Here is a 13171-nt window from a genome sequence, read left to right as displayed (position 1 = left end):
TTATAAAAGCCAAATTCCGAAATAACGAATCATATAAAACTAATAATCAATAAAATACTTTTTATTTAAATACTTAAAAATATTTTATTGTAGATATTTTGTATAGCTCTTTTCTTATTTTGTAGTCACTTTGTTGATGGTTAAAATTTCATATTTTAATAAAAACCAAAGATATTTGTCTTTAATAAAAATTCAAGTAAGACTTTAAGCTTAATTACTAACCAACAACTATACTAAGATAAACTATTTGATATCTAACCAACTTACAACCTTTACAAAAAAAAGCTGAGTTAAGAGTACTCAGCTTTTTTATATCATTATTATATTATCTAAATCTTAGGTTCTTGTTGACTTAAACAATGAAAAGATCCTAATCCCCAAATAATATCCGTAGAATCAATTCCTACAACTTTACGATCTAGGAAACATTTCTGAATAATATCTAAAGCAATCGCATCTTTTGCACAACGATAAGTTGGAACAATTACGGATTTATTGGCAATATAAAAATTTGCATAAGAAGCAGGTAAACGCTCACCTTCACAATAAACTGCATCTGGCATTGGTAATTCGATAATATTCAATGAACGGCCATCTTCCAATTTCATTTCCTTTAATTGACGAAGGTTAACTTGCAATAACTCGTAATTATCATCCGATTCATCTGTTTCAACAACTGTCAAAACTGTATCTTCATTCACAAAACGAATTGTATCATCAATGTGTCCATCCGTATCATCACCAACAATTCCGTCTTCTACCCATAAAATTTGCGAAACACCGTAATAATTTCTTAAAAATTCTTCAATTTGCTCTTGCGAATATTCTGGATTACGATTTTCATTCAATAAACAAGATTTTGATGTCATCAAGGTATCTTTTCCATTAAATTCTACCGAACCTCCTTCCATAATAATTCCAGGATTAAAAACAGGAAGATTAAATTCTGCACCAATTTTTGTTGGCACAACATCATCATTTTCGAAAGGTGGATATTTCCCTCCCCACGCATTGAATCCCCAATCTACAATAACTTTTGGGTTATCAGGATTGTTTTTATTTAATAGAAATGCAGGACCATGATCTCGACACCATGCATCATTTGTTTCGTTGAAATAAAACTCAACTTGTGACAAATCAGCATTCGTTTTTTCGATAAAAGACAAAGCAAACGCTTTCATTTCCTCGTCTTTTACATTAATACGAACTTTTTCACCTTTCGATAATTCAGCAATAAATTCAGCATAAGCTGGATAAATTAATTGAATACGATCTGGCCAAGATTCCTCTTTGTGCGGCCAAGACAACCAAGTTGCTTCATGTTCTTCCCATTCGGCAGGAAATCTATATCCTAAATCTTTCGGGAATTTTGATGTATCTATAGTGTTCAATTTTATTTCTTTTCTAAAAGTTTAAATGTATTTTCTATATGTCCAGTAACTTTCCAATTATCATGACCTGGAATAATTTGTTTAATCGTTGGATGTTTTGCAACTAATTTCTGTACTGTTTTTGGCCATTCAGCAACATTAGCTTCGCCTGTGTAACCTAAATTTACAGCGTCAGCACCTTTTATCAAACAACCTCCATTCAAAACTTTATATTTCGGAAACCAAACCACAACATTATCAGAAGTATGTCCTTCTCCAAAATATTCAACAACAAATTTTTCGTTACCAAATTTGTATATTTTCCCTAACTCAATTTCAAACGTAGAAGTTGCTTTTCCTTCTTTTTTCAATTTAGAATTAGTTAAAGATGTTGCATAAGTAGGAATATTCAAATCATTATAAAAACTCAAATCTCCAGCTCTATCATCGTGCGAATGTGTTGCAAACACAGCGATAACTGGCAAATTATACTTTTCTTGCAACATATCATTTAATTCTTGATACTGCGATTTTTGCCAAGGAACATCAAACAAAACGATTCCTTTATTCGTTACCAAATACATCGAATTTGCATTATACTCAACACCATTAAACGAATTGAATGTTTGATAAACAAATAAATTGTTATTAATTGGATCAATCTGAATTGGTTTTATTTGACCAAACGTAAAACTTCCTATCAATGCGATAAGTGAAAATAATTTCTTCATTAATCTTCGTCTAAAAAACGTTTTGTAATTGGTTGATAAGAATCGATACGGCGATCTCTTAAGAAAGGCCAGTGTTTACGGAAAAAGTCAGATTCATTCAAATCCAATTCGACCACTTCTGTTTCCTCTTTATCATGCGTTGCTAAGTACAACAATTTTCCTTGCGCATTTGTCGCAAAAGAACCTCCCCAAAATTTCATCGCACCATCTTGCTCAAAACCAACACGATTTACAGAAATAACTGGAACTCCATTCGCAACCGCATGTGAACGCTGAATTGTTTGCCAAGCATTGTATTGATCTTGATTTGTTTCTTCATCTTGCGTCGTATCCCAACCAATCGCAGTAGGATAAAATAAAATTTCTGCTCCCATCAATGCTGTAATACGAGAAGCTTCTGGATACCATTGATCCCAACAAATTAACACTCCAATTTTTCCAAATTTAGTATCAAATACTTTGTAACCTAAATCTCCTGGAGTAAAATAAAATTTCTCATAAAATGCAGGATCATCTGGAATATGCATTTTACGATATTTTCCTAAATATTTTCCATCAGCATCTAAAATTGCTGTTGTATTATGATATAAACCTTGCGCACGTTTCTCGAATAAAGAAGCGATAATCACAACACCCAATTCTTTTGCTACAACTGATAATGCATCTGTCGATGGACCAGGAATTGCTTCTGCTAAATCGAAATTGTCATAATCTTCGACGTCACAGAAATATAATGAAGTAAACAATTCTTGCAAACATACAATTTGAGCACCTTTTGCGGCTGCTACTTTTACTTGCTCGATTGCTTTGTTTAAATTTTCTTGTTTGTTATTAGTACAAGTCATTTGTACCATTCCAACTTTAACTTTTGCCATTTTATAAATAGGTCTAAAAATAAAAATGAATAATAATTACAAAAATAGCGAATTTAGTAGGATTTAATCTATTAGAATTTATATTTAAGAATATTTTATGTTCAAATGAGATGAAATTTAAATTTCTATCAATCTATCTAATAATGCTATTTTGAGAACAGATTTAAGAAAATTTTTAAAAAAGTTTACCTAAATATTATAATTTTTAACAAGTCTTTATTAAACTGTAACCTATATTTTTGTCTGGTAATAATTTATAACATGAAAAAATTAATTGCCCTTTCTTGTCTTTTTTGCGGAATTTTTATTTCAGCTCAAAGTCAAGAAAGTTATATTCTTGCAGAAAATTCTGCATCCTCAGCTACCGCTATTTCTACAAAAAAAATAACTTACAATGATCATTTAATAGCAGCAGAATCTTTTAACATTCCTATGGTTAAGAGTTTTGATGATATAGATGGACTAGTTATTATGAAAAAATTAGTTGCTATCCCTGAAGAAGGAAATGGTTACACAATAGAGAAACTAACACATAGTAAAGCTTTTTTAAATAGTAGAGCTAAAACAGTTTTAGAACGAATCGCTTCTAAATTTTATGAAGAAAATAATGCGACGATGACAGTAACTTCTCTTACTCGATCTGAAGAAAGTCAAGCAAGTTTAAGACGAGTAAATAGTAATGCTGCAAAAGGAGAAAGTTCGCACAATTATGGAGCTTCTTTTGATTTGTCATATACTAAATTCAATAATAAATATACCTATAACAAAACTCATCGTGATAATTTAGAAGCGATTTTAAAACAATTACAAGAAGATGGTAAAATTTATTATATTAAAGAATATAGACAGCATTGTTTTCATGTAACAGTAAAAAATCCTGATCAATTTAAATCAACAACAATGTAATTTATAAAAGTTCTTTTCTATTTTTGTAGGAAAGGATTCAATCATGAAACAAGCTCTAATCACGTTTTTCACTTGCTGTTCTTTTATTGGTTATTCTCAATCGCGAGTTGCTATAGAACCTTCTAAAGAATATGTTCAGCATTTGAATGCCGCAAAATCTCATAAACTTGAGCTAATTGATGGCGATAAAAAGTTGAATAAATACATCAATCAAGGAAAATTGGTCAGAATAAAACAACGAGGTTATGGTTGGCGAGTTGGTGATTTAACACATAGTCATTCATATCTTATTCCAAAAGGTCGAGATATTTTGACAAATATTGCACGAGATTTTGTAAAGAATACTGGACAAAATTTTTTTGTTGTAACCTCTATGACAAGAACACTCCATGACCAAAATAGGTTAAGAGGAATTAATAAAAATGCGTCTTCTAATGATAGTTCACATAATTTTGGTGCTGCTTTTGACATTTCTTATGTAAGATTTAATCATAAAATAAGACCTGATTCTAAACTCGAAAAAGAGCTAGAACAAATATTAAAAACATATGTAAAAACAGGTAAAATTTATTATGTTAAAGAATCTAAAATTAGATGTTTTCATATTATAATTCGGAATTATTAATTTTCACATATAAAAAAAACCACAATGTATAATACATTGTGGTTTTTATCAGTTTAATAAATTAATATTATCTATTCTTTCTTTCCTGAAAAGAATATAAGTTTTTGGTCTTCTTGGATTCTTCTTCCTGAGAATTTTAATGATTTATTACCAGCAGTATAAATAAATACTCCAGCCAATTCTCCCGATTTATGCATAACATCCTTATCTTCTGTATATTCAGAAACGAATTGAACTTCCATTTCAATTGGAGTTCTATCATTACCACTCATTCGAATTTTATTATTTCCTAAGTCTTCAATAAACAGAAGTTTATCAAATTCTTTAGAATCATATGCACCTCTGTAAGTTCCTGATACAACAGCAGATGCTGAGCCTTTACTTATTGTGCCATCGTCGTCATTACTACTACATCCACTAAAAAATAGAGTAATGGCAAACATTACGAAAGAATAAAATGCAACTTTTTTTGTCATAATTTTGGTTGTTTTAGGTTTTACAATAATATTTTATCGTAAAGATAGCCTTTTTTTATTATTATCGGCCTATATAATAAATCATGGTTCTGCTTATATTCTCATTTTTCTTAATATCTTATAATTTTCTCTCAAAATTATTCAAACATATAGAAATCTATCACAAACTCTTCAATCCTTTTTCAATCAACAAAACGGTGGTTTCTAATTCTTGTTCGTTCATAGAAGCGAATCCAAATCGGAAAGCGTTTTGTTCTTCGTTAATCCGAATGATTTTTAGTTGAGGAATTTTAGTTAATTCCAATACTTTGTATTTTGGTTTTAAACGAATCCAAACCGACATTCCGCCTGAAGGAAGCGTGTAATCAATATAATCTTGAAGTTTATCTTTCAATAAATTATCTAGAAAATCTCGGCGGAAATGATATACTTTTTTCGCTTTTTTAAGATGTCGTTTCAGTTCGCCATCTTTAATCAAATTTGCCAAAGCATTTTGCATATAACCATCGCCACCAACATCAATCAATTTTCTAAGAGCAACACATTGCTGAATAAAATTTTCGGGTGCAACCATAAAACCCATTCGCAAAGACGGATCTAAAACCTTGGAAAAAGAACCGATATAAATCACATTTCCGTTGTGATTTCCACTCGCCAAAGGTAAATAAGGCGACGATGTATAATGATAATCGTAGTCGTAATCATCTTCAATTATCGCAAATGAATAATGTTGCGAAAGCTGTAAAAGTTTCATTCGGCGTTCAATACTCAACGTAACCGTTGTAGGATAATGATGATGCGGAATTACATAAACCGCAGCAATTTTCTCCTTTTTACAAACCGCTTCAATTGCATCCACATCTAGTCCATTTTCGTCAACAGTAACCTCAACAAGCTTAGCTCCTATTTCCAAAAACGTATTATTTGCAACAGGATAATTGGGTTTTCCGACAATGATTTTAGAATTCGATTTTAACAACAAACGCGCTGCAAGATAAATACTCATTTGTGCTCCATGCGTAATCAGTAAATTTTTAGGCAAAATATTCAATCCTCTGGTTTCGGCTAAAAACTTCGCCAATTCTTCCCGCAAACGTAAAGTTCCTTGATCTGTTCCGATATGTGCATTTTTGATGGAATAGTTTTTTGAAGTGTATGAACGATACGTTTTCAAAAGCTCATCAATCGGCGATAATCGTACATCGGGATGTCCGTCGTCTATGATAATTTCAGGAATAATCGAAGATTTGTTTGTGTTGATTTGATTATTTATTGATCTGAATGGCAGTTCAAATGAATGTTCATAAGACGTTTTAGAATCGTGAATATTCCATTTTTTTGGTTCTAAAAGCGGAATTCGATCCGAAACCGAAACATGTTTTCGAGGAACAATCACAATCCAATCCTGTGCATTTAATTCATCATAAGCTGCAATAACCGTTTTTCGATGAACGCCAACCATTTTCGACATTTCACGACTTCCTGGAAGATGCGTTCCCGCTTTTAACATTCCGTTTCTAATTGCATCAATTATAGAAAATGCAATTTGTTTGTAAATGGGAATTTTACTGTTTTTATCTATTTGAATAATGCGCTCGAATGGAAACATACTGGACTACTTCTTAACTAAAATCTGGATTACAAATATAGTCCAATTATAAAATACTTTTGTCTTGTTCAATTAAAACAACGAAAAACAATGGATTTTAAAATTAAAAAAGCAAGTTTAGAAGACTTAAACGAAACAGCCGAATTATTCAATCTTTATCGCATTTTTTACCGACAAGAATCGGATGTTGAAAAAGGTAAACAATTCTTGAAAGAACGATTCTTAAATAGCGAATCTGATATATTTTTAGTATTTTGGGAAAACAAAGCGGTTGGTTTCGTGCAACTTTACAAATTGTTTCATTACACCAAATTGCAAAAACAATTTTTGCTAAGCGACTTGTTCGTACATCCCGATTACAGAGGAAAAGGATTATCAGTTGCGTTGATTGACCGAAGCAAAAAATGGTGCGAAGAAACCGGCGCTTGCGGATTGATGTTAGAAACCGAAAAAACAAACGATATCGGGAATCAATTATATCCTCGATGCGATTTTGAATACGACGGAGCACACAATTATTATCATTGGTGGAAAAAATAAAGTAGAAAAAGAAGTTGTTTATTTAATCTTTTAACGAAAGAAAATGCGGATTAAGTTAAACAATTTCTTTCTCAAAAGGTCGGGTGGCCGAGTGGTTAGGCAAAGATACGCAATACCTTTTACAGTGGTTCAAATCCATTTCCGACCTCGATTTTAAAACTAAAGCTAAATGAAGGATAATATTTTAAACAATCTGAATGTTATTTTAGATCGAATTGAAAAAGCGTGTCTTAAAAGCAATCGAAATCGTAATGAAGTTAAATTATTACTGGCAACCAAAACAGTTTCTTCCGAAAAAATAAAAGTGGCATTACAAGCCAATCAAACATTAATTGCCGAAAACAAAGTTCAGGAATTAAAAGAAAAATTTGACGATTTAAAAGATATTCCGCATACAAATCATTTCATCGGACATTTGCAAACCAACAAAATAAAAGACGTTTTAAAATACGATGTTTCGTGTATCCAATCTGTTGATCGATTAGATTTAGCCGAAAAACTGCAACAAAGATTAACTTTAGAAAATAAAACAATCGAAGTTTTAATTCAGGTAAATACATCGAACGAAGAAAGTAAATTTGGTATTCAGCCCGAAAACACTATTGAGTTGGTTCGACAAATTGCGCAACTCGATCGTTTGAAAATAAAAGGTTTAATGACGATTGGACTTTTTAGTTCGGAAACCGAAAAAGTTCGAAAATGTTTTCAAATTCTAAAATCGATTCAACAAGAAATCATCAAACAAAATATTCCGAATGTTGAAATGAACGAACTTTCGATGGGAATGAGCGGCGATTTAGAAACCGCAATTGAAGAAGGCGCAACTATTGTTCGCGTTGGAACTGCCATTTTTGGACAAAGAATGTATCCAGATAGTTATTATTGGAATGAGAATAAAGGTTAAAATTTTCTCTGTTTTTAAACAAACTCATTTCCAGAATACTAATTATATTAGTAAAGCTAGATTATACGAAATACTTTCGTTTTTTGTTTCGTAAAAAACTAATGTTATACTCAATTTTATGACTACTCAACTATTATCAAAAATTAAAGAAATTATTGAATTAACTGAAAATGAAGAATCCCAAATAAGTAAATATTGGAAACATAAGACCATACATAAAAATGAATTTTTGTTAAGAAATGGTGATGTTTGTAAATATGACAGTTATATTCTAGAAGGTAGTTTTAAAGCATTTAGATTAAATCCTGAAACAGGTAAAGAAGAAATTATTTTTTTGGCAATAGAAGATTGGTGGGCAAGTGATTTAGAAAGTTTCTCGAATCAAACAGCCTCTTATTTTAACATTGAAGCATTAGAAAACTCAAAAGTACTTCAAATTAGTAAAATATCATTCGATCTAATGTTAGATGAAATTCCTAAAATGGAAAAGTTTTTCAGAATTATTTTACAAAATTATTTATCAACTATCCAAAAAAGATTGCTTTCATATAACTCTACTAATTCGGAACAAAGATATTTAGATTTCGTTAAAAAATATTCTAAGTTAAATGAAAGAATGCCACAATACTTAATTGCTTCATTTTTAGGAATTACTCCAGAGTTTTTAAGCGCTTTAAAGAAAAAAGTTATTAAATCTTAAACTATCTTAATATTCACCTTTTTATTAACTATCAATTTTGTACAATAAAATTTTAGTTATGAAAAAAATATTAATTATTAATTCAAGTACAAGAATTGAAAATTCTCAAAGCAGATTTTTAACCAATTTATTTAGAGAGAAATGGGAACTAAAATACCCAAATGATGTTATAAAATTAAGAGAAATTGGTATAAATCCTATTCCGCATATAGATAATGAATGGATTGCAGCGTCATTTACCAAACCAGAAAATAGAACTATTGAAAATCAAAATCCTCTTGCGCTTAGTAATGAACTTGTAAAAGAATTAAAAGATTCAGATGTAATTATTTTGGGCGTTCCCATGTATAATTGGAGTATTCCTTCAACATTAAAAGCATATATAGATCAAATCATGAGAATCCATGAAACTTGGAAATTCAAATCCGGAAAACCAGATAGCAACTATGTAGGTCTAATAGAAAATAAAAAAATGTATATTTTATCAGCAAGAGGCGATAGTGGTTATGGAATTAATGAAAAACACGCTCATATGAATTTCCAAACGACCTATTTACAATTTATTTTCAACACTTTAGGTATTTCTGATATTACAATTCTATCATTAGATAATGAAGAGTTTGGTGGTGAAATATTTGAAAAAACTAAAGAAATTGTAAAGAATCAGATTGAGAAAATATTCTAATAAAACTATAAATAACATAATATCGTTAAAATAAATATTTAAAGGAGTGATTTTAATTTCTCCTTTATTTCATAATAAATTAGCATAAATAAAACAGCTAATAACATTTCATAAACGATCTTTACATTAAGAAAAAAAGTGTTTCAACATTAAAAATGAACTTAAAATGAATTTCAGTATACAAACCATATTAGAAAATGAAAAAGTGATACTTTATCCTTTAAACGAAAATGATTTTGATGCATTGTATAATGTAGCGTGTGATCCTGAAATATGGAAACAACATCCAAATAAAAATCGCTGGGAAAAAGAAGTTTTTCAAAGCTTTTTCGAAGGTGCTTTACAAAGTAAAGGCGCTTTTAAAATTGTAGATAAAAGTACTAATAATGTAATAGGCAGCACTCGTTTTTACGATTACAACCACCAAGAAAACAGTATACTTATAGGTTATACTTTTTACGGAACTGACTATTGGGGCAAAGGAATTAATCAACAAGTAAAAGCTACAATGCTTGATTACATTTTTCAATTTGTTTCAAAAGTACACTTCCACGTTGGTGCTGAAAATGTTCGTTCTCAAATAGCTATCTCACGTTTAAAAGCAGAAAAAGTCGCAGAACAAGAAGTATCTTATTTTAAAGAGCAACCAAAATTTAATTTTGTTTATGAAATAAGTAAAGAAAATTGGAATAACTATAAAGTTAATAAAGAGGTTAAATAACGTTTTAACTTACCATTGCGCATCTTTAATTACGTATCGCGTTGTGTCTTGTTTTGTTTGCCAAGGCGCTTGGCTGAATTTGTAATATCGTTTCATGCCAAAACCTGAAGTATCGGCTCTTTTTGAATGATCTTCTCTTCCCCAATAATATCCCACCGCATATTCTTGATTATTATGTTTAACAATTCCATAAAGAATAAGATTTGCCGAGCCCGAAACACCACCAATCGTCATAACTGCTTTATGAAAAGTAACGACAGTTCCTACAGGAAAAGTTTCTAAAAAAGTAATATCGCAAACATCACAAGGCTCGCTTTTATCTATTCTAATTTGATTTCTTCTTATCAAATCATCATAATTATAACTCGTAGAATCGGTCAACAAATAAGGAAATTTACTATTATCGTAATTCGCTTTATCTTCTTTTACCAAAAACGTTTCAGCATTCAGTACAAGCGGTTTTCCAATCCATTCTACAAAAGGTTTTTCGTTACTAATATCTCTCGATTTTGTTTTTAAAGTAAAATACAGAAGAAATACAAAAAGAGAAACCGCGATTATTCCGATCGAAAATAAAATCAAAATTATTTTAGAAGATGTCCATTTGGTTTTCATAATACGCAAATTAGTAAATATTTAAATTCTATTTATAAAATCGAAAAGCTATTTAGTTTTCGCCAACTTATTATGTACACGAATCTATAAAAAATAGCTGATAATAATCTTTTTCGTCTTTAAAACAATCGTTTAACTATAATTATTTTGAGCTTTAATTTATTTACATTAATTTAGACTGATTTTAAATAATAAATTATGAGCACAGATAAAATACAGACTATACAAGCCGAATTAATCGTAACTAAAAAAGAATATATAACACCACATTACATTCGAATTTTTTTAACAGGCGAAAAAATTCCGTTATTTGCTAACACAACAATTGGCGTAAATAATAAGGTTTTGGTTCCGCCAAAAGAAATTAATAAAATTCATTTTCCAGATTTCGACTACGAAAAAATGGAATGGATACTTCCTGAAGAACATTTACGACCAAAAATTAGAACTTACACGCACCGAGGAATTGATTTGGAAACGAATGAAATTTGGATTGATTTTGTTGCTCATGGAGAAGAAGGTCCAGCTTCGGCTTGGGCAATTCATGCAAAAAAAGACGATAAATTAGGTGTTCTAATGAAAAATGGAAAGAGCGAACTTTATCGTAAAACAAATTGGTATTTATTGGCTGGCGATGCTACAGCAATTCCGGTTTTAAGCGCTATTTTAGAAGATTTACCTACAACAGCAAAAGGAATTTGTATTATCGAAGTTCATGACGAAAAAGACGAACAAAAGATCGAAACTAAAGCCGATATAGAATTTATTTGGTTACACAATGAAACGCCTCAAAAATCGAGTGAATTAGCAAATATTGTTAAAACGATTGATTTACCTAACGAAGATCGTTTCGCGTATGTGGCAGCAGAATTCTCTTCGGTTAAAGAAATTAGAAATTATCTGCGAAAAGAACAGCAATGGACAAAAGAAGAATTGTATGCTTATTCGTATTGGAAATCGGGCATTGCAGAAGATAAATCGACAACAGAAAGACAAGCGGAAAAAAGTTCGATCGACTAAAAATCATGAGTGCATTGACAGATAAAGAATTGGCGGAACAATTAAGATGTCCGTCTGGAAATCAGGTTTCAGAATTTGGTAACAAAATGTATCAATCGAATTTTAATATGATTGATAAAACGATCGATCTTTTAAATAGTAAAGAAAATTCAACTATTTTGGAACTTGGTTTTGGAAACGGAAATCATATTATAAAGCTTTTTGAAAAATATCGAATCGACAATTATTATGGTTTAGAAATTTCGGAAGCTATGATAAACGAAGCTTCGAAGCTAAATATGAAGTTGATTGAAGAACGTAAACTAAAATTAAATAGAATCGAAAATGATACAATAAATCTAAAATCGAACACTTTTGATTATTGTTTTTCAATTAACACGATTTATTTCTGGAATGATTTATCGAACTATTTCGAACAGTTTTATAACGTTTTAAAAAACGAAGGCGAATTGTTTCTGACTTTTATTCAGAAAGAAAGTGCCGAAAAACAAAGCTTTACACAATACAATTTTAATTTATATACCGAAACTGAAATTATAGAATTGCTCCAAAAAGCAAATTTCAAACATATTGAACCATTCCATTTTGAAGAAAATGCAGTAAGTAAAAACGGTACTGAAATGCAGCGAAAATTTACAATTATAAAAGCAAAGAAGTGAAATACTTAACTACTTTATTCATTCTTAATCTCTGCTTGCCAATAGTTATACGTTTTGGTTTCGCCATTCTCTAACTTAATATCGTACGTAGTTTTTATGACGTTTGAAATAGTAAAATCGATCGGATTTTTAAACAAACCACCTGCATAAGATAAAGTATGATATTCGCCATTTTCGCCACAAACATCAATATCATTTGGAAAAGATTTTACGGTTTCTTCGTCTAAATCTTTTCCAATAAACGTTTTGTTTAATTGATCGGCATTGGTTACTATAATTTTTGATTTAATTCCCGATTTCAGAAATTCGCTCATTACTTCTTCCGAAGTTTTATTCCAAAGCGGTTCTACAACTTCAATTCCCAACGGATTCAGTTTCTGTTCTCGGTACGTTTTAATATCCGACAAAAAAATATCTCCAAAAATAAAATGCGTTACATTTTGTTGTTTAAAATGTTGAACCGCTTTATTCATTTTATCTTCGTAGTTGGTCAACGCTTTATCGAACGGAACAACATAAAGCGGAATTCCAATACTTTTTGCTTGATTTTCTAGTATCTCTAACGGAATTTCGTGCACAGATGATTTCGATGTTTCTTCGTTTATAGTTGTTAATAACGAAACAACTTCAAACTCATTTTCTTGAAGAATTTTATAAAGTGCTAAAGCAGAATCTTTTCCGCCACTCCAATTAAAAACCGCTTTTTTTCGTTGATTCATTTTTCTAACATTAAAA

16 protein-coding genes and 1 tRNA gene are annotated in these 13171 nt (G+C 30.4%); 10 read left to right on the top strand and 7 right to left on the bottom strand.

The window, feature by feature from the left end:
• Positions 1 to 329: 329 nt before the first annotated feature.
• Genes E4J94_RS04045 through E4J94_RS04035 form a run of 3 tightly spaced genes read right to left on the bottom strand, consistent with a single transcriptional unit; the run spans position 330 to position 2976 of the window.
• Positions 330 to 1391, bottom strand: coding sequence for an agmatine deiminase family protein (locus tag E4J94_RS04045; RefSeq protein ID WP_135834572.1), 1062 nt, complete (start codon positions 1389 to 1391; stop codon positions 330 to 332).
• 2 nt (positions 1392 to 1393) lie between these two features.
• Complete coding sequence (blaEBR, locus tag E4J94_RS04040) at positions 1394 to 2101, bottom strand: EBR family subclass B1 metallo-beta-lactamase (protein WP_135834571.1); 708 nt, start codon at positions 2099 to 2101, stop codon at positions 1394 to 1396.
• Positions 2101 to 2976, bottom strand: a complete 876-nt coding sequence (locus E4J94_RS04035; protein ID WP_135834570.1) for a carbon-nitrogen hydrolase — start codon at positions 2974 to 2976, stop codon at positions 2101 to 2103. The genes blaEBR and E4J94_RS04035 overlap by 1 nt, the downstream gene beginning before the upstream one ends.
• Before the next feature lie 261 nt (positions 2977 to 3237).
• Here E4J94_RS04035 and E4J94_RS04030 point away from each other — a divergent pair, with 261 nt between their 5' ends.
• Together E4J94_RS04030 and E4J94_RS04025 are read left to right on the top strand one after the other, a co-directional pair.
• Positions 3238 to 3882, top strand: a complete 645-nt coding sequence (locus E4J94_RS04030; protein WP_135834569.1) for a DUF5715 family protein — start codon at positions 3238 to 3240, stop codon at positions 3880 to 3882.
• A 43-nt stretch (positions 3883 to 3925) separates the two neighbouring features.
• Positions 3926 to 4507 carry a DUF5715 family protein gene (locus E4J94_RS04025; protein WP_135834568.1) on the top strand — a complete coding sequence of 194 codons (582 nt, stop codon included), beginning with the start codon at positions 3926 to 3928 and terminating at the stop codon, positions 4505 to 4507.
• Between the two features lie 71 nt (positions 4508 to 4578).
• Here E4J94_RS04025 and E4J94_RS04020 read toward each other — a convergent pair whose 3' ends face one another.
• Complete coding sequence (locus E4J94_RS04020; RefSeq protein WP_135834567.1) at positions 4579 to 4950, bottom strand: hypothetical protein; 372 nt, start codon at positions 4948 to 4950, stop codon at positions 4579 to 4581.
• Positions 4951 to 5143: 193 nt separating this feature from the next.
• Positions 5144 to 6592 (bottom strand): MocR-like pyridoxine biosynthesis transcription factor PdxR, encoded by a 1449-nt coding sequence (gene pdxR, locus E4J94_RS04015; protein WP_135834566.1) that lies wholly within the window; start codon positions 6590 to 6592, stop codon positions 5144 to 5146.
• A gap of 90 nt (positions 6593 to 6682) precedes the next feature.
• Here pdxR and E4J94_RS04010 point away from each other — a divergent pair, with 90 nt between their 5' ends.
• The 6 genes from E4J94_RS04010 (at position 6683) to E4J94_RS03990 (ending at position 10142) form a co-directional block, all read left to right on the top strand.
• Positions 6683 to 7132, top strand: coding sequence for a GNAT family N-acetyltransferase (locus tag E4J94_RS04010; RefSeq protein ID WP_135834565.1), 450 nt, complete (start codon positions 6683 to 6685; stop codon positions 7130 to 7132).
• 77 nt (positions 7133 to 7209) lie between these two features.
• Positions 7210 to 7280, top strand: a tRNA-Ala gene (locus E4J94_RS17575).
• A gap of 21 nt (positions 7281 to 7301) precedes the next feature.
• Positions 7302 to 8036: a YggS family pyridoxal phosphate-dependent enzyme gene (locus tag E4J94_RS04005; RefSeq protein WP_135834564.1), complete on the top strand. Its 735-nt coding sequence runs from the start codon at positions 7302 to 7304 to the stop codon at positions 8034 to 8036.
• Between the two features lie 118 nt (positions 8037 to 8154).
• Positions 8155 to 8736 carry a Crp/Fnr family transcriptional regulator gene (locus E4J94_RS04000; RefSeq protein ID WP_135834563.1) on the top strand — a complete coding sequence of 194 codons (582 nt, stop codon included), beginning with the start codon at positions 8155 to 8157 and terminating at the stop codon, positions 8734 to 8736.
• Positions 8737 to 8794: 58 nt separating this feature from the next.
• A complete protein-coding gene (locus E4J94_RS03995; protein ID WP_135834562.1) occupies positions 8795 to 9421 on the top strand; it encodes an FMN-dependent NADH-azoreductase in 627 nt (208 codons plus the stop codon).
• A 166-nt stretch (positions 9422 to 9587) separates the two neighbouring features.
• Positions 9588 to 10142: a GNAT family N-acetyltransferase gene (locus E4J94_RS03990; protein ID WP_135834561.1), complete on the top strand. Its 555-nt coding sequence runs from the start codon at positions 9588 to 9590 to the stop codon at positions 10140 to 10142.
• 9 nt (positions 10143 to 10151) lie between these two features.
• On the opposite strand, the gene E4J94_RS03985 is transcribed toward E4J94_RS03990, so the two are convergent.
• Complete coding sequence (locus E4J94_RS03985) at positions 10152 to 10757, bottom strand: hypothetical protein (RefSeq protein WP_135834560.1); 606 nt, start codon at positions 10755 to 10757, stop codon at positions 10152 to 10154.
• A 198-nt stretch (positions 10758 to 10955) separates the two neighbouring features.
• Between E4J94_RS03985 and E4J94_RS03980 the strand changes: the two genes are divergently transcribed.
• Positions 10956 to 11777, top strand: coding sequence for a siderophore-interacting protein (locus E4J94_RS03980; RefSeq protein ID WP_135834559.1), 822 nt, complete (start codon positions 10956 to 10958; stop codon positions 11775 to 11777).
• A gap of 5 nt (positions 11778 to 11782) precedes the next feature.
• The gene (locus E4J94_RS03975; protein ID WP_135834558.1) at positions 11783 to 12436 is read left to right on the top strand and encodes a class I SAM-dependent methyltransferase; all 654 of its coding nucleotides are present in this window, start codon (positions 11783 to 11785) and stop codon (positions 12434 to 12436) included.
• Positions 12437 to 12450: 14 nt separating this feature from the next.
• Here E4J94_RS03975 and E4J94_RS03970 read toward each other — a convergent pair whose 3' ends face one another.
• Positions 12451 to 13155 (bottom strand): Dph6-related ATP pyrophosphatase, encoded by a 705-nt coding sequence (locus tag E4J94_RS03970; protein WP_135834557.1) that lies wholly within the window; start codon positions 13153 to 13155, stop codon positions 12451 to 12453.
• Positions 13156 to 13171 lie beyond the last annotated feature (16 nt).

This window comes from Empedobacter tilapiae (assembly GCF_004785645.1).
GTDB classification, from domain to species: Bacteria; Bacteroidota; Bacteroidia; order Flavobacteriales; family Weeksellaceae; genus Empedobacter; species Empedobacter tilapiae.
Note: the sequence above shows the minus strand (reverse complement) of the source record. Positions and strands in the feature narration are given on the sequence as shown.

What these genes read in the sequence shown, in the direction of transcription:
- blaEBR (WP_135834571.1), bottom strand. Translation starts at nt 2,101, where the DNA reads ATGAAGAAATTATTTTCACTTATCGCATTGATAGGAAGTTTTACGTTT.
- E4J94_RS04025 (WP_135834568.1), top strand. Translation starts at nt 3,926, where the DNA reads ATGAAACAAGCTCTAATCACGTTTTTCACTTGCTGTTCTTTTATTGGT.
- E4J94_RS03980 (WP_135834559.1), top strand. Translation starts at nt 10,956, where the DNA reads ATGAGCACAGATAAAATACAGACTATACAAGCCGAATTAATCGTAACT.
- E4J94_RS04020 (WP_135834567.1), bottom strand. Translation starts at nt 4,950, where the DNA reads ATGTTTGCCATTACTCTATTTTTTAGTGGATGTAGTAGTAATGACGAC.
- E4J94_RS04005 (WP_135834564.1), top strand. Translation starts at nt 7,302, where the DNA reads ATGAAGGATAATATTTTAAACAATCTGAATGTTATTTTAGATCGAATT.
- E4J94_RS04030 (WP_135834569.1), top strand. Translation starts at nt 3,238, where the DNA reads ATGAAAAAATTAATTGCCCTTTCTTGTCTTTTTTGCGGAATTTTTATT.
- E4J94_RS03975 (WP_135834558.1), top strand. Translation starts at nt 11,783, where the DNA reads ATGAGTGCATTGACAGATAAAGAATTGGCGGAACAATTAAGATGTCCG.
- E4J94_RS03990 (WP_135834561.1), top strand. Translation starts at nt 9,588, where the DNA reads ATGAATTTCAGTATACAAACCATATTAGAAAATGAAAAAGTGATACTT.
- E4J94_RS04000 (WP_135834563.1), top strand. Translation starts at nt 8,155, where the DNA reads ATGACTACTCAACTATTATCAAAAATTAAAGAAATTATTGAATTAACT.
- E4J94_RS03970 (WP_135834557.1), bottom strand. Translation starts at nt 13,155, where the DNA reads ATGAATCAACGAAAAAAAGCGGTTTTTAATTGGAGTGGCGGAAAAGAT.
- E4J94_RS03985 (WP_135834560.1), bottom strand. Translation starts at nt 10,757, where the DNA reads ATGAAAACCAAATGGACATCTTCTAAAATAATTTTGATTTTATTTTCG.
- E4J94_RS03995 (WP_135834562.1), top strand. Translation starts at nt 8,795, where the DNA reads ATGAAAAAAATATTAATTATTAATTCAAGTACAAGAATTGAAAATTCT.
- pdxR (WP_135834566.1), bottom strand. Translation starts at nt 6,592, where the DNA reads ATGTTTCCATTCGAGCGCATTATTCAAATAGATAAAAACAGTAAAATT.
- E4J94_RS04010 (WP_135834565.1), top strand. Translation starts at nt 6,683, where the DNA reads ATGGATTTTAAAATTAAAAAAGCAAGTTTAGAAGACTTAAACGAAACA.
- E4J94_RS04035 (WP_135834570.1), bottom strand. Translation starts at nt 2,976, where the DNA reads ATGGCAAAAGTTAAAGTTGGAATGGTACAAATGACTTGTACTAATAAC.